Genomic DNA, 16,142 nt, shown 5'->3' on the forward strand with positions numbered 1-16,142 from the left:
CATTAAGGGGAATGGTGTCTGTAGCGTTTAAGTAATCCCGGGCATGACGTTATTTTTTATCGGCCTGAGGTGGGGCAGCCCATCGTTGAACTGAACCGGTGCTCTCTCAAGCCGTCATGTCGCTCACATTAAGTATGGAAATACTGTAGTGCGGCGACAGGCAACCTGCTTTAGATGTGGAGAAGAGGAAGTTTTCCATAGGACAGAGTTCGCCCTTTCTTAAAATTGCTTTTACGGACATTAAGGCGCTCATCTCAGTCAGTCCCATTAATATCGAGAACGCCTTATCTATTCGAAATCCCAAAGTGGGTTCAGCAATCACCACCACGAACCAAAGAAATCTTTGTCTCAGTTCATTCTTTGTTTTCTCATTTATTTCCTTTTGTACCAGTAGCCGTAACTCGAGCGATGCAGCGAGCAACAATTCTGACTCCAAAAGGCCGGCGAAGAAGCCATTTGCTCTAAGTGATGCGTTGATTGCCATGACCTGTAATTACTGGTTTAAGCCAAATCATTTAAAAGAGACGTCGGTATAATCAGCCACAGTTAGGCATAGCTGGCCATCAGAGCCGAGAAGGCGATGATAGGTAGGTAGTGGAGAAAACGCATTCCTGCCCAGGGATCCTACTGGCGTCCAGGAGGATTGCGTTCCCTGGCTTCGTTAGCATCTTTGAGTGTCCGCTTTTGGCCGAAAGCCGCCGTTCGTGAGCGGCAGCTATCGGCCGAAGCGGCCAGTCAAGGGGGGGCGGACACGGACGTAAATCGACGGGAGAGCAACAACTTCCCTCGAGCATTGATGAAATCAACCGGATCTGTATCTATTGGCTTCCTTGTTACCTTGGTACGATTCCACCCCGCCCTCGTCCGAGATAATCCCATGCAGCTCACCGACATCCCATTTGGGACCACCAATTGGTAGAAAATAGAAGCGACTGCCCACCCTGGCGAAACCGGCACGGCACACTGACGCACTTGCCAATTCGGTAATGCAAGAGACCCCGCCTTGGTGGCCTTGCTCCGGGCCGGGGGAGGTGCTTTCCACAGACAGATTTTATGAACTCGTCGTTTTCGCTTAGCCCATCAAACCAGCTTGCCTAGGCCGCCCATACACCCACTTCTAGGCTAATACCATATGTGGGGTTCGTTGGGATCCTGGGTCACCCTGAGTCGTTCGAGATTCATGACATTGAGCGTGGTATCGCCGTTGACACGCCGCTTGATCTTACCCACGCGTCCTTGGATCGCGATCGGGTATTGAGTCGAACTCTTTGAGACGGCGTAGTGGGCCTCCATTTGCCGGGCATGGTCGAAGTAGAACTGATTCCAGCCAACGGTATTGCCTGCAAACACTGGTTCTAGGTGCTCGTCGATGTCAGCGTCTTCGTCGCACATTGCGCGCAGTCTGAGGACGCTTTGTGCGGTATTGATATAGGAGGACAACCGATTGGATGATGGTGTGTAGGTTCAGATGGCAGTAGAGGATGTCTCACCACCGTCATCTTTCTTGAGTCGTCTAGCATTTGCTTTCAACTCTTCTGTCACCGCGACCGACGCATGCGGAAGCGGTTTTTCTGGACGCTTTCGACCAGGCAGTTAGAGGTGCTGGCGAGCTCAACGATTTGCTTATCAACACCGAAACGACAGTTGGGGCCATGCGTTCCATTCGCTTGCGGGCGGAAGCAGGCCCGAACCTTAGAGGTTTTGTAGTAGCAGCCCCGAGTGAAGGAATTGACATGAATTACTGTTGCGTCGCACCGTTCACACTTCAGAGCATTTGTACCCATGCTCTTGGCATAGGTGCCCGCACTGAGGTGGATATTCCCGCCAGGCTGTTGTAGCAACTGGCTGGTGCCTTCACCAATCCCTAGGATTACAGGCCTATGGTCGGGTGAGCTATGTTGAAATCTTTATGATGGTCGAACTCGACCTGTATTGCCTGAGGCGGCGGCCCTTGAAACGTGACATGTCAGCAATCCTTAACTATTTGATGGCTCCATTCTCACTTCACGACTGGCCGTGTCAGAACCGCACTTTCCCATTTTACAGAATTTAGTGATGCCGATGGTCAGTGGGTGTCTGCGACGAGGACTCCAGATGGAGAAGCTGAGCAGGGGGTGATCCCCAGAATCGTGCAGGTGGCTCGACGACTCAATGGGTCGGATATTTAACAAGCAAAGCACTATCGCAGAGAGGAAAAGTACAGAGTGGGCGGTTTTCCCAAAGCTTTCTTGAACATCGTGATAAAGGCGTTAACAGAGTCATAGCCCAGGATGCCTGCCACATGCTGCACGGATACGCCTTCTGCCAGATGACTCAGTGCGATCATCAGATGCAGTTGCTGGCGCCAGCGTCCGAAGCTCAGCCCAGTCGTACTTTCCACAAGTCTGGCTAGCGTTCGCTCACTCGTTGCAAGCCGATTGGCCCACTCGCGCAACGTGGTTCGGTCACCGGGGTCTGCAAAGAGCGTATCCGCGATTTGTTTGATCTTGGGGTGGTCGGATATCGGCAAATGCAGCTCTTTCAGCGGAGCATCGGAAAGCTGCTCAAGCAGTACTGCAACCAGCCGCGCAGTTTTACCCTCGCAAAGACAGGAGGGTTCCTGCTCTGCGAGGTGAAGGATCATCTCGCGGACAATGGGGGTAATGGCAACCGTACAGCAGGCGTCAGGCATCTCTGCTGCATCGGGTTCAACAAACAAAAAACAAGTGCGGGCGTTTTCGGTCATGCGGCAACTGTGCGGCGTGCCGCCGGGAATCCATACCGCATGTTGGGGAGGCACAAGCCAAAGTGCGTTCTGCACCTCACAGCTCACCGCTCCGTGCAAAGACAGGACTAGCTGGCCTTTTCGATGATCATGGGCGCGGGCAACCGAATCATTGGGGGCAGGCGCAACCTTGAGCGCAATCGCAGCCTGAGCGAAGAGATTTGAATCGAAATCTTCCGGCGAGGTAACGACATTTTTTGAGCTTGGCATAATTTAGGTATCAGGTGTCTTGATATCTATATTAGATAATTCTGAAGCTCTCTACAGTGGTCTTCTTTTCAGAGGACAGCTACAGAATATGTCAGATACAAAAAACAAGTGGCATGCCATCGCGCTCGTCGCGGGCATTCTGCTCATTGCCGTAAACCTACGCGCTCCCTTTACGGGCATCGCCCCTGTTTTACCGCTCATTCAGAATGACTTTGGCTTAAGCGCCTCAGCTCTAGGCCTGCTTACTTCACTACCACTTCTGGCTTTTGCCGCCTTTTCCCCGCTTAGCGCTTCGGTTGCCCGCAGGTTCGGCATTGAACGCACGCTTTTCGGTGCACTGTTGGTCATTTCAGCAGGCATCCTGCTGCGCTCGGCAGGCAGCGCATGGGCGTTGTATGCCGGTACGGTATTGATAGGCACCGGGATCGCACTGGGCAACGTGCTATTGCCTGGCCTGATCAAACGCGACTTCTCGACGAAGATGGCGTCTGTGACGGGCGCTTACTCCATCACGATGGGGGCAGCAGGTGCTGCCGGTTCCGCCGTTATCATTCCGCTGACCCAATCATGGGGATGGCCGATTGCCCTGAGTTTGTTGATAGCAGCCCCGCTGTTGGCGCTGATTGTGTGGCTACCCCAGTTGAAAAAACACGAACATATTGTTCTGTCCGGCCCCAAACAAGCGGCAACCGTGAACGTCTGGAGTTCACCGCTGGCGTGGCAGGTCACACTGTTTATGGGCCTGAACGCGATGCCTTTTTACGTCGCCGTAGGCTGGCTGCCGACCATGCTGATGGATCATGGTATATCCCCGGAGCAAGCTGGCATGGTACACGGCACGCTGCAATTGACCACCGCCATTCCCGGCTTGATTCTGGCGGCCACGCTTCGCCGTCTCAAAGACCAGAAACTGGCAGCCGCTACCGTTAGCCTGTTAACCGCCTCATCTTTGATCGGGCTCATTTACGCACCAAGCTACGCCATGTTGTGGGCAGCTTTCCTGGGCTTCGGCTCTGGCGCTAGCATGATGCTTGGCCTGACGTTCATTGGCTTGCGTACAAAAAATGCCGGCGACACGGCGGCACTATCAGGAATGGCGCAGTGTGTGGGTTATCTGATGGCGGCCACAGGCCCATTGCTACTGGGCCAACTGCACGACTGGACTGATGGCTGGACAGCACCGCTGTTGATCACAGCGGCAATCGCCGTTGCCGGCGCATCCACCGGCATGCTGGCCGGGCGCAATGTTCAACTCGAACCCACTCATTACAGAAGCACGCCCATGCAACACAGCTAGGCCAGCAAACATGGCAAATACGTGTCGATCGCCACCGAGCGGCCCTATCACGATCCTCATCGTCGGTGATTAAGCCTCGCGAGCAACGTACTGATCATCAACGGTGCCAAGCCATTTCTCATCTCCAAGGGAGAACTAAACAATACGTTCGCCACACTGGCCGCCGAGCACTTCGCTGCGCTTGGCTACTCGTCGCTATTGGCGCACCAGCTGAATATTCGAGCCTGTTTGTTCAGCCCTGCAGCCACTGAACTCAGGCTGAATCCCCGTCACGAACGAGCTCGGAGATCCAGTCAGCGAATGCGCTCACGGCTGGCGAAAGAAAGCGCTGATGCGGGTATAACAGGTGCACAGGAATCGAAGCCGGTTGCCAGTCAGCAAGTACTTCCACCAACCGCCCTTCTCGCAGGTGCTCGGAAACCACGTTCTCGGCGAGTTGCGCCAGCCCAAAGCCTTCAAGGCACAATTTTATGTAGAGCCCAGTCTCGTTGACGGCTGTTGTTCCGTTCACCTGAACCGAGAGCTTTTCAGAGCCACTGGCGAAGCGCATTTCGCCCGCGTGCCTTGCGTGGCCCGAAAAGTAATGGATGGCCCGGTGGTGTGACAAATCCAGTGGTGTTTGCGGAGTACCGTTTTCTTCGAGATAGGCAACAGATGCACAGGTCACCCAGCGAAATCGGCCAAGGGGGCGCGCAACAAGCGTTGAATCGTCGAGCTCGCCTGTGCGAATGACGCAATCTACACCCTCTTGAACAAGGTCAACCTGCCGATCGCTGACGCCGATCATTAGGTAGATATCTGGGTAGCGCATGTAAAAAGCTTGCAGATTTGGCATGACGATGAAGTGTGCAATGCCGCCCGGCATATCAACCCGCAAACGTCCCTGTGGCCGTTTTACGGAATCCGTCAGACTAGTCTCTGTGTGTTCTATCAGCTCCAATATTTCCCGGCATTGCGCCAGATACTGTGCGCCCTCAGGCGTCAGACTAACCCGCCGCGTGGTTCTGTTGAGCAAGCGCACCTGCAGGTACTTCTCAAGATTCTTGACGGTGCTGGTAACCGTCGAGGCCGGCAAAGAGAGCGTCTGCGCCGCCTGGATAAAGCTTCCTGCCTCAGCCACACGGACGAATACCTGCATCGCTTGAATACGATCCATGACTGTTAGCAGCCTCAAAGCAGTGACCGGGGAAAGCATTATTATTCGTCATTCTTGAATAATAAAAACAGTTTAATCATCTTTTTCCCGCAGTATCGCCTTGCGTACATTTCTTCCAACGAAATTGGAAGAGGTGTACTGAAATGGCTGAATACAACCGCAGCATTGTGCAGGCCCCAGTCGCTCCGGCCGCACGCACACTTATCCGCGGCGCCACTGTACTGAGCATGGATGGCGACATCGGCAATCTGGCGCGTGGCGATATTCTTATCGAAGGCACCACCATCACGGCAATCGGTGAAAATCTCGAAGCCGGCGACTCTGTCGTGATTGAGGCATCCGGCATGATCGCTATGCCGGGCATGGTCGATACCCACCGTCACTCCTGGGAGGGGCAACTACGGCGAATAAATCCGAACGCCGCAACCCTGGAGGACTACTGCAACGCAACCCACTTCTCGTTCGCCAAATACTATCGCCCGGCGGACATGTATATCGGCAACCTCCTGAGCGCATTGGGCTGCATCGATGCCGGTATAACGACCTTGGTGGACAACTCGCATAACAGCCGCACGGGTGAGCACTCCGATGCCGCTGTCGAAGCGCTGCTCGATGCAGGCATACGCGCCGTACACGCCTCGGGGGCGCCGGTTGCGGGTGAGTGGGACAAAGCCCACTGGCCGGGCAATCTGGAGCGTCTGCAGGAAAAATACATCAAGAAAGGCGACAACCCGCTGCTCTCTCTGGCGGTGATGGCGCAGTTGGAGCCTGAGCTGTGGGCTGAGGCCCGACGCCTAGGGCTGCCTATCATCACCGAGTTCTTTGGCGGTGACATGGCGGCTGAGTTGGAAGGATTGCATCGCGAGGGGCTGCTGCGTTCCGACAACATCTTCAACCACTGCACCGCGCTGCCGGACGCCGGCTGGAAAATCCTTCGCGAGGCTGGCGTTCGGGTCAACGTATGCCCGCGTTCAGATGCCCACTACGGCATTGAAGATGGAATGTTCGCCATGCAGTCGGCCCAACGTCACGGTATCAGTCCAGGCCTGAGTGTCGATAACGAAACCTCCTACAGCGGTGACATGTTCATGGAGATGCGGGTGGCGTTCTACCTGCAGCGCGTCATGGGCATGCACCACCAGCGCTGCTGCGGTGAAGACCATCATCCGGTGGTGACCCTGCCCGCCCATGGTTTGCTCAAATCCGCCACCGTCGACGGCGCGGTCTGTGCCGGTTTACAGGACAAAATCGGCAGCCTGAGTCCCGGCAAGCAGGCTGACCTGATCCTGATAAACGCGCGGGACATCAACCTTTATCCGTCAGGCAATGCCTTCGGTACCGTGGTACATGCGGCAGAGCGCAGCAATGTCGACACCGTCATGATTGGCGGGCGTATCGTCAAGCGCGGTGGCAAGGTTTTAGGTGTGGATAGCGAAAGGCTGCGTGCGGCGATCAACGAGTCCCGTGAGCATCTGTTTGCTGCTGCAGGCTATCAGCCGGATATCTTTGCCGAGAAATTCCTGCCGCTTGAGTCAGCCAAGTAAGGAGGTGTGAGATGAATGCAGCCTACTACCTGCTGGCCATCTGCGCGGGGCTTGGCATCACCCTGCAGACCACACTGAATGGCCAACTCGCTAAAGGTGTGGGTGGAGACTCCGTAGCGGCGGCGCTGTTCTCTTTTACTGCTGGCGCGGTATGCCTGGGCATTTTTTCATTGATGCGCGGGGGGATAGCAGCCTCACTGGCGGCCATACCTGCACAGCCTTGGTGGAGCCTGTTGGGTGGTTTGCTGGGTGCCAGCGCGTTGCTCAGTTATGTAGTGCTGGCACCGAAAATCGGTCTGTCAGCACTGCTTGGCCTCGCTATCGCTGGGCAGATCATTTCGTCACTGGCGATCGATCACTTCGGATTGATGGGGGCATTGGAGAGGCCGGTGTCTTCCATCAAGTTGGTCGGGACGGTGGTGATGCTCGCAGGTTTGGCTATCGCGTTGTTCGGTGACCGTTGGTCAGCGCTTTTCTCCAACTGACTACCTTGTTTACCCCATTCTGTTTCGTAGGAAGCAACCATGTTTAAAACTCTAACCGACACCACCAGCATGCTTGGCGAGTGCCCTGTCTGGTGTGAAAGAACCGAACGCCTGTTCTGGACGGACATTCCAAGCTGCGAGTTACGTGCTATAGATCTCGTAAGCGGTGAAGTGCAGTGCTGGCCGCTGCCCGAGTCGCTAGGCTCATTTGCCCTCACGGCAGACGAAGACGTATTGCTAATGGGACTGGCATCCTGCCTGGGCTACTATCAGCTGAGCACAGGCCGTTTCAGCAGAATTGCAGTCACGCCTGGTGTACCCGGAACCCGAATCAATGATGGCCGCTGCGACCGTATGGGCAACTTTGTGTTCAGCACGATGGACGCCAGTGAGCAGGTGCAAACCATCGGCAGATTTCACCGCCTCAATGCGTCGACGCTCGAAACAGAAACGTTGGACATTCCCGCAGTGGCGATCCCGAATAGCATCTGTTTCAGCCCGGACGGCTTCACTCTGTATTACGCGGACTCCCTGCAGGGACGTATTTTCTGCTGCGATTACCCCTCACTGGAAAACCAGCGTGTGTTCACGACGGTTGACGGTCAAGGCGCTCCAGATGGCTCTTGCATTGATGCGCAGGGGTTTCTCTGGAATGCCGAATGGGGCGGCAGCAGGGTGGTGCGTTATGCGCCGGATGGAAAAGTCGATCGCGTAATCGACTCCCCGTGTATTCAGACCACTTGCCCAGTGTTAGCGGGCGCCGCTTATACCACGCTGTACAGCACCAGCGCGCTGATAGGCCTGGACAAGCCGACATGTTCCGATGGTGCGCTGATAAAAGCCGAAGCCGTTGTCGCTGCGGGACTTTCTGAAGAGCGATTTTCAGGGCTACTGAGCTGAGTACTGGGTTCTAGCCTCGGGCGTCGCTCTAAATGCCAATTTCTAGCCGCATCGGAATGAACCCACCAAGCTTCTACCGGGCGCATCCCCACTTCGTGCAAGATGGCTATCATACAGATGCGGGCTCTGTGGCCTTAGACGACCGGATGCTTTTTTAGCGTGAGAAGCCTCAACTGTCTGTCTATAATCCGCGCATGCTGAATCCAACCGAAATCCGCCCAATCCTCAAGCAGTGGGTCGCGAAAGCGATGTCCCATGAAGAGAGTGACGTTTTCATCGAGGAGCTGTGCTTCATTGATAAGGCCAGACGCGCCGATCTCGTTCACGCCAATGGAAAGCTAACCGCGTTCGAAATCAAATCGCATGCTGATACCTTGGCTCGCTGGGAAGGCCAGCAGCAGGCCTATATGGCATGCTTTGACGAAGTCTGGCTATGCTGCCATTCGAAGCACTTGGTGAAGGCTCTTGAGTCCTGTCTACCGCATGTTGGAGTGCTCGTAGTCGATGACTATTCGGGCATGGCGATGATTCGAAGGGCGAAGCCCAACAAGCTCCAGGATAAATTTCACCTTACGGGATTCTTGTGGCGTAGCGAGTTGGACGCACTCGCGGCCCAGTATGGGGTGCCAACGAAAAGTCGCAACCTCATAAAAGAGGTGCGTCGCCAGCTATGCGACGCCCTCCCCATGAACGTGATCAGATCGCATGTACTAGCAAGCTTGAAACAACGCTATCGCTCGCTAGAGTAAGTCGTCGGCATCAAAGTCATCGAAACTGTTATCCGTATCTACGATGGACTCGATCATGGCGCAGATATGCTGATTGATCCTGTACCCATTCCATGTGCCATTGTTCCCGTAACCTGTAGATGTGGCGACAATTCTGCTGTACTCACGAGTAGCCCAGCAAAAGTCATCACCGTGGTAACCCGGCAGGCCTCTGATTTCTTGGGCGATTTCAACGTACCGTACAAACTCCTTGTCCGAACCTTTGCGTCGTTGCCACCATTCTGTTGGCGTGTAATAGCAGGCAAAAGGAAGCACAGGCATGCCTCGTATGTATTCCATCGAGGCGGTCGGATTGGTGGCGGCGTAATCCCCGTAGACGATATCCAACTCTATGCCACTGGTATCGACCCTTGCTTGCCACGCAACGTCGTAACAGGCGGAGGAACGTGAAGTGTTTGAAGCCGGCTTATCGATAGGGAAGGAAGTGCTCATGAGGATCAGATTTCGTATCTGATAGCTGTTCAGTTGTCTCAGGGATACGTTGAAATCTGACCCTGAGGCGGTGTTGGCCGGAGCGGTGGCACCGAAGTCTAAAATCACCGTCGCGGTGTCCGGGCGTTCAAGAGCATCCAGGATTGATAGCAATCTGCTCCACGAAGTCGAGGTGGGGTTTTCCGGGCAGGTAACCCTTATGGCTATATGGGGGAAATCGCCCTGGAGAGCAAGTGCACTTTGGATGACTGCTCGTTGGGGATCGTCATCAACCCAGGAGACCACCGGTATAACATTCTGGTTGATGGCTGCCACATCGGAAAAGAAGCGACGTTTGTTCTCAAACGCGCCATGAGGATTGTGCAGGTCATTGGTAGTAATGAATTCTTCACCAACGTCCTTAGCTATTCTTGAAACGTCCAGGAAAAAAGGATGCTCAGTCCAACTCGCTAGGAATGTTTGAAGGTGTCTGTCGTCGTCACCTCGCATGTCCAACAGCGGAGCCACTACTTCCCGCCTGTGGTCTTCCAGATTTATCAGCGCCTTAACGTCATTCTGACCAACTCGTAAACAAGCCACGTACTGCATCTTGCACTCCTTGCATGCTGTGAAAACAGGTTTTGCCGTAATCTGAAGTCATAGCGAGTCAAAGGCCTTGGTGAGCAGCGAGCGTCGACATGCGGAACGTATCGGTTTTGCTCAGTTTCACTGGCCGACGTCATGCTCCCAGTGAGACGGCAGGTGGAGATTGGCAGGATAGCACTTGGCCACTCAATAAAAGCCTTAATGCGTATTTTGGGATGTGGGGCGCGTCTATGTCCGATCAGTCGGTAGGTTACTCATGCCTTTGCACCAGAGAGAGGCTTTTGTATGCCGGCCTGGCTGCATCGAACAGCCTGTACCGTCACATGAGCGACATGTTGCGGGTCGCCATGGATCATGGGAAATCCGCTCTCTGGGCCAGAGATGGTGTCTACTTAAATTAGGTGGAAACCATGGCCTTTAGCAGTCGTTCGAGGAAGATATGTTTGCCGGACGGTTACAAAACTTGAGGTCGACCTCGTCTAACAGCGTGATCGAGCTGGGTGCAAAATGACACGAAAGCGCGCACTCGGATGTCTTAGTTCGAATGTTTTATATGGAAATATAAGTCAATCAGCGCGTTATGGGACTACGACGATACCGCTAGCTGGCAGAGCGTCGTCCAAGCGCCAGGAGTGAGCGCATGCGACCAGGTTGATCGCGTCAATGCTCTAGGGGCTAGGGAGTGGAAATCTTATTCAAACAAAGCAGGATCGACTTTGTGTCGGCGAGCTTGTTCAAGGTGGCGCCGCATCTGGTCAGCAGCAGCCAAGCGGTCGCCACGTTCCAGGCAATCGAGAATCGCTAAGTGCTCTTCCGCTTGGCCTTTACGGGGTGTGCGTGCGCTGGCCTGGCGGTATTCCACCAGGCGTCGTAACTGGTCGAGACGGCGGACAGTCTGCTGCAGGAAACGGTTACCCGAGCACGCTGCCAATGTCTCGTGGAACTGGGAATTGGCCTCAAAAAGCTCCTGAGGCGTCATGGTCAGGTAGCCGCCGTTCGCGATGAATTCCTGCTGCTTACGACATGCCGCCAACGTCTCGCGATCAATCTGAAAAGTCGGTGACAAAAGGCCAGAAGGTTCGACGGTCGCTCGGAAGGAGTAGCTTTCTTCGTAAGCCTCAACAGAGTCGATCATGGGAAGCAGACGCCACCCTTGGCCTGCACGCTGTTCAACCCACCCTTCTTGCTGCATCCGAGACAGCACGGCCCTCAGAGCTGCTCTGGACACATCGAACTGCCGCATGAATTCGATCTCGGTAAACAGTTCAGGAAGCTGCCGACTGAGGCGAAGTTCTGCAAGCGTCAGGTACAGAGGATCGTCGCTCTTCTCCATGACTTCAGAGACAAGGTCGCTCAAGTCGTCACTGGATCGCGCGAGGAAAAATCCCCTGTTGCGGTCGTAGGTCAGCATACCCTTTTCAACCAAATGGCCCAGGGCAAACTTCACAGGCGTGCGCGACACATTCAGTGTGTTCGCTAGCTGTGATTCAACCAGATGATGGCCAACAGGGAAGCGTTCACGTCGGACGTGGGAAACGATGTCACGCGCGATGCGTGCTTGCAGCGGGCTTAGAGGCATTAGGTCGGAAACCACAGAGATCTGAACCGAAGAAAGCCCATTCTAGCGCGTCATTTTACGCTGTGGCAGAGACCGTTTGGCCTCCGCCTCAATTATGACGTCCAGCGGGGCTTACCGAACCTGATAGAAGGGAAATGCCCCAAACAGAAGGCCGCCCACCAACAGGCCGAGGCTGGCCAAAATAGCCCATTTGAGCGCGAAGCGTTGATGATCTCCGAGATCTACTTTGGCCAAGGCAACGAGCAGATAGAGTGATGGCACCAGCGGGCTGAGTAGGTGGACGGGTTGACCCACAACCGAAGCCCGCGCGATTTCCAGTGGAGTTATCCCGTATTGGGCTGCAGTCTGTGCGATCACCGGAAGGATGCCAAAGTAGAACGCGTCGTTAGACATGAAGAATGTAAACGGCAGGCTAACGAGGGCGGTGAAGACAGCCAGGAACGGGCCGAAGCTTGGTGGGATTACATGCAGCAAGCTTTTCGCCATTGAGTCCACCATGCCGGTTCCGGAAAGGATCCCCGTGAAAATGCCCGCAGCAAAAATGACTGCTGTAACGGCCAACACATTCGTCGCATGAGCGGCAATACGTGCTTTTTGCTGCTCAATGTTCGGGTAGTTGAGCATGATGGCAATGGCGAAGCCGACCATGAACAGGATCTGGATAGGCATTGCGCCAATGATCAGGCAAGTGATGAGGCCTAGTGTCAAGATCAAATTCGGCCAAAACATTTTCGGACGACGATTTTCATCACATTGCTCTGCTGATCCATTGCCCAGCGACACAGGGCCGTGATGAAGACCGTCCATATCAAGAATGCCAATGCGCGCACGCTCTTTGCGCCCAATGACTACGGCAGTAAAGATGAGGCAGGCGCAACCTAGCAGCATGCCAGGAATCATGGGCAGGAAAATCTCCATTGCATCCACATGCAGCGCTGCTGCTGCGCGAGCAGTTGGCCCACCCCACGGCGAGATATTCATGATCCCGCTGGCAATGTTCACCAGGCATGTCATGCCCAGCACGCTCATCCCCAGTCGCTGATACAGCGGCAGGAATGCAGCGCAGGCAATCATGTAGGTAGTCGAGCTGTCACCATCCAGCGACACCAGCATCGTCAGCACCGCAGTGCCTACCGAGACCTTGAGAGGGTCGCCTTTCACCACTTTCAAGATGAAGCGGACGAGCCCGTCGAACAGCCCAGCGTCGATCATTATGCCGAAGTAGAGAATCGAGAAGGTCAGCATCACGCCGGTTGGAGCAAGTGTTTTGACGCCGTCGAGCATCATGGCACCGAGGCCTACGTAATGGCCTCCGATCAGCGCGAAAACGATAGGTATCAAGATCAACGCGATGAGCGCAGAAAGGCGCTTCGTCATGATCAAGTACATGAAACAGATAACCATTGAAAAGCCAAGGACTGTTAGCACGGTCGAACTCCCATTTTTCAGATCTATGTGGCTCTGGTCGGCCATATGGCCTGGATAGCGCAATAGGTCTCAGGTCGAGACCGGCTCGATCCAAATGGGAGTGGTGGGGGAGCGGGGGCAAAAGAGCTTGATCATGGCGGGCCTCGATTTTTCTTATCTTTATTTTTTCTACCGTACCTGACTGGGCGCTACGTCGAAGGAGCGAGCATGCGCAGTAGAAATCGTTGGTTGGGTACGTCCGACACTCAAACAAGATGAATCGGATGACCCAACATTGACCTATATCATCACAAAGTGCAATATGCGTCCCACAAGAACGTTACCCGTGTTGTTTGTGAGGAATAGTCAATGCCTAAGTCAAAGGGTCAAATCGTTTCCGCCAACGGAATCGAGTACCGTGTCAGCGACATCCGGGGGGTCGTGACCGACCTGGGTGGTGATTACGCGAAGCTGCCCTACAGCTTGCGAATCCTTGCCGAGAACGTTTTGCGTGGAGAGGCTGACCCTGAAGCCGCGCTCAAAGTCATCTGCGCCCGCTCTAAAGAATTCGACATTCCTTTCCGTCCAGCTCGCGTCGTTCTGCAGGATCTGCTCGGTACGCCGGCGCTGGTCGACCTCGCGGGTCTGCGCGATGCCGTCGCTGCTCAAGGCGGCAACCCGAGGCTGGTTAACCCTGTTACACCGACCCACTTGGTAGTGGATCATTCGCTCAACGTAGAGCGTTGGGGTGACGCCAGTGCACTCGCCGATAACGAAGCCATTGAGCGTGAGCGCAACGCCGAACGTTTCCAGTTTCTGGACTGGTGCAACAAGGCGTTCAGCAATTTGTCGATCATCCCTTCGGGCAAAGGCATCCTTCATCAGATCAACTTGGAACGCTTGACTACCGTAATTGGCACTCAGCGCCGTGATGGTGAGCTGTGGGCGTTCCCGGATACGCTGGTCGGCACCGACAGCCACACCACCATGATCAATGCCATCGGCGTGCTGGGTTGGGGTGTCGGTGGTATCGAGGCTGAGGCAGCTATGCTGGGTAAATCCCTGATGCTTCGTCTGCCTGAAATTGTCGGTGTGCGTCTGGAAGGCACCTTGCCCCAAGGCTACCTGGCAACGGACATCGCATTGGCTCTGACCGAGCTGCTGCGTAAGGCTGGCGTGATCGGCTCCTTCCTGGAGTTCTTCGGCCCAGGTGTTCCACAGTTGTCTCTTGCTGACCGAGGCACCCTGTCGAACATGGCGCCTGAGTTCGGCGCTACCGCTGCCATGTTTGCCATCGACGACCGCACGCTGCATTACCTGCGCATTACCGGTCGTGGCGGTCAGATCTCGGGGCTGACTGAAGCCTATGCTCGTGCTCAAGGCCTGTGGCATGACAGCCTCGGCGCGGTTGAATACAACCGCGTTGTAACCCTGGATCTCGGCACCGTGGAGCGTTCCATCGCCGGCCCGAAACAGCCTCACCAGCGTATCGTGCTGGGTCAGAAGGCACCGGCAACCAATCTACCAACTGGCCTGGACAATGGTTCGGTCGTATTGGCTGCAATCACCAGTTGCACCAACACCTCCAACCCCCGTGGTGTGATCGCCGCTGGTCTGGTAGCACGCAACGCCCGCAAGCGTGGTCTGAAGCGCGCTCCATGGGTAAAAACTTCGTTTGCGCCAGGTTCGATGGTGGTTGCTGGTTACCTGGAGCGTTCGGGTCTGAACAATGATCTGGATGCACTGGGCTTCAACCTGGTCGGTTACGGCTGTACCACTTGTAACGGTATGTCGGGGCCATTGCTGAGCCCTGAGATCGAAGAGGAGATCCGCACCCGCAAGCTGGAAACCGTGGCTGCGACCTCGGGCAACCGTAACTTCGAAGGCCGTGTTCATCCGCTGGCTCGCGAAGTTTTCATCATGTCGCCGCCGCTGATCGTTGCTTACGCCATCGCCGGTACCTATCTGATCGATCCGGAAAAAGACGCGCTGGGCGTGGATGACAACGGTGTGCCTGTTTACCTGCACGAGCTGTGGCCAAGCGACGAGGAACTCACCTCAATCGAGACTGAAAACCTCACCGCCGACCTGTTCGACAAGGCGTACGAAGACGTCCCGCGCGAAGCCGGACTGATTGCCAGCGACCTGCGCGCCGGTGTCAGCGACCAATACGCATGGCAAGCGAACAGCACCTACATTCGCAAACCTCCCTACTGGAGCGATGCGGTGACGGCCACTGACATCAGCAAAGACTTGAGCAACATGCGCGTCCTCGCCATGCTGTCGGACAACATCACCACCGACCACATTTCTCCATCGGGTGCGATCCTGCCGGAAAGCGATGCGGGCCAATACCTGCAATCGCACGGCATCGCGGTGCCTGACTTCAACTCCTATGGCACACGTCGCGGCAACCACGAGGCTGCGCAGCGCGCCACCTTCGCCAGCCCGCGCCTCAAGAACGAGTTGCTCGAAGATGGTCGTGAAGGCCCATGGACGCTGCTGCTGCCTGAGAAAGAGGTCACCACGATCTTTCAGGCTGCCGAGATCTACGCAGATCGCAAGCAGTCCCTGATCGTTGTCGCCGGCAAAGAATATGGCAGTGGTTCGTCTCGTGACTGGGCGGCTAAAGGCCCACGCCTGTTGGGTGTGCGCGTGGTAGTAGCTGAGAGCTTCGAGCGTATCCACCGTACCAACCTGGCGGGTCTCGGCATTCTTCCGCTGCAGTTCGAGCAGGGTGTCTCGCGCCAAAGCCTGGGTCTGAATGGCCGCGAAACGTTCAGCGTGGAAGGCATCACCGATGACTTCCAGCCAGGCGCCAAGGTCACTCTGGTGATCGAGCGCGAAAACGGCGAAACCGAGCGCGTCACTGTGGTGAGTCGTCTGGATACCTTCGAGGACGTTCGTTACTTCCGCAATGGTGGTCTGTTGCCGCAGTTGCTGATCGAAAGCATGAAGAACGCATCCGCTAACTGATGTGCCGCTGATTTGTCGC

13 protein-coding genes are annotated in these 16,142 nt (G+C 55.3%); 6 read left to right on the top strand and 7 right to left on the bottom strand.

The annotated features are described in order from the left end of the window. Nucleotides 1–106 precede the first annotated feature (106 nt). From H043_RS0127490 to H043_RS0127500, 3 genes are all read right to left on the bottom strand, one after another. Nucleotides 107–484, bottom strand: a complete 378-nt coding sequence (locus H043_RS0127490) for a hypothetical protein (RefSeq protein ID WP_027614482.1) — start codon at nt 482–484, stop codon at nt 107–109. 638 nt (nt 485–1,122) lie between these two features. Further along, complete coding sequence (locus H043_RS0127495) at nt 1,123–1,392, bottom strand: hypothetical protein (RefSeq protein ID WP_219738114.1); 270 nt, start codon at nt 1,390–1,392, stop codon at nt 1,123–1,125. A gap of 787 nt (nt 1,393–2,179) precedes the next feature. Further along, a complete protein-coding gene (locus H043_RS0127500) occupies nt 2,180–2,974 on the bottom strand; it encodes a helix-turn-helix domain-containing protein (RefSeq protein WP_049827964.1) in 795 nt (264 codons plus the stop codon). Between the two features lie 88 nt (nt 2,975–3,062). Here H043_RS0127500 and H043_RS0127505 point away from each other — a divergent pair, with 88 nt between their 5' ends. Beyond that, on the top strand, nt 3,063–4,271 hold the full coding sequence (locus H043_RS0127505) for an MFS transporter (RefSeq protein ID WP_027614485.1): 1,209 nt from the start codon (nt 3,063–3,065) through the stop codon (nt 4,269–4,271). A gap of 253 nt (nt 4,272–4,524) precedes the next feature. On the opposite strand, the gene H043_RS0127510 is transcribed toward H043_RS0127505, so the two are convergent. Continuing rightward, nucleotides 4,525–5,427 carry a LysR family transcriptional regulator gene (locus tag H043_RS0127510; protein WP_027614486.1) on the bottom strand — a complete coding sequence of 301 codons (903 nt, stop codon included), beginning with the start codon at nt 5,425–5,427 and terminating at the stop codon, nt 4,525–4,527. Nucleotides 5,428–5,570: 143 nt separating this feature from the next. Between H043_RS0127510 and H043_RS0127515 the strand changes: the two genes are divergently transcribed. From H043_RS0127515 to H043_RS0127530, 4 genes are all read left to right on the top strand, one after another. After that, nucleotides 5,571–6,971, top strand: coding sequence for an amidohydrolase family protein (locus H043_RS0127515; protein ID WP_027614487.1), 1,401 nt, complete (start codon nt 5,571–5,573; stop codon nt 6,969–6,971). A gap of 11 nt (nt 6,972–6,982) precedes the next feature. Continuing rightward, on the top strand, nt 6,983–7,456 hold the full coding sequence (locus H043_RS0127520) for a DMT family transporter (RefSeq protein WP_027614488.1): 474 nt from the start codon (nt 6,983–6,985) through the stop codon (nt 7,454–7,456). Nucleotides 7,457–7,495: 39 nt separating this feature from the next. After that, complete coding sequence (locus H043_RS0127525; RefSeq protein ID WP_027614489.1) at nt 7,496–8,356, top strand: SMP-30/gluconolactonase/LRE family protein; 861 nt, start codon at nt 7,496–7,498, stop codon at nt 8,354–8,356. Nucleotides 8,357–8,550: 194 nt separating this feature from the next. Beyond that, a complete protein-coding gene (locus H043_RS0127530) occupies nt 8,551–9,105 on the top strand; it encodes a sce7726 family protein (RefSeq protein WP_027614490.1) in 555 nt (184 codons plus the stop codon). On the opposite strand, the gene H043_RS0127535 is transcribed toward H043_RS0127530, so the two are convergent. The 3 genes from H043_RS0127535 to H043_RS0127545 form a co-directional block, all read right to left on the bottom strand. Next, nucleotides 9,097–10,164, bottom strand: a complete 1,068-nt coding sequence (locus H043_RS0127535; RefSeq protein WP_027614491.1) for a hypothetical protein — start codon at nt 10,162–10,164, stop codon at nt 9,097–9,099. The two genes, H043_RS0127530 and H043_RS0127535, sit on opposite strands and share 9 nt — an antisense overlap. Before the next feature lie 688 nt (nt 10,165–10,852). Then, nucleotides 10,853–11,740, bottom strand: a complete 888-nt coding sequence (locus H043_RS0127540) for a GntR family transcriptional regulator (RefSeq protein WP_027614492.1) — start codon at nt 11,738–11,740, stop codon at nt 10,853–10,855. A gap of 111 nt (nt 11,741–11,851) precedes the next feature. Further along, a complete protein-coding gene (locus H043_RS0127545; protein ID WP_026019990.1) occupies nt 11,852–13,168 on the bottom strand; it encodes a CitMHS family transporter in 1,317 nt (438 codons plus the stop codon). A 348-nt stretch (nt 13,169–13,516) separates the two neighbouring features. Here H043_RS0127545 and H043_RS0127550 point away from each other — a divergent pair, with 348 nt between their 5' ends. Continuing rightward, entirely contained in the window at nt 13,517–16,123 is a 2,607-nt protein-coding gene (locus H043_RS0127550) for an aconitate hydratase (protein ID WP_027614493.1), read from the top strand. The last annotated feature ends 19 nt before the right edge of the window (nt 16,124–16,142 follow it).

This window comes from Pseudomonas sp. URIL14HWK12:I6 (genome assembly GCF_000514195.1).
Classification (GTDB): Bacteria; Pseudomonadota; Gammaproteobacteria; order Pseudomonadales; family Pseudomonadaceae; genus Aquipseudomonas; species Aquipseudomonas putida_A.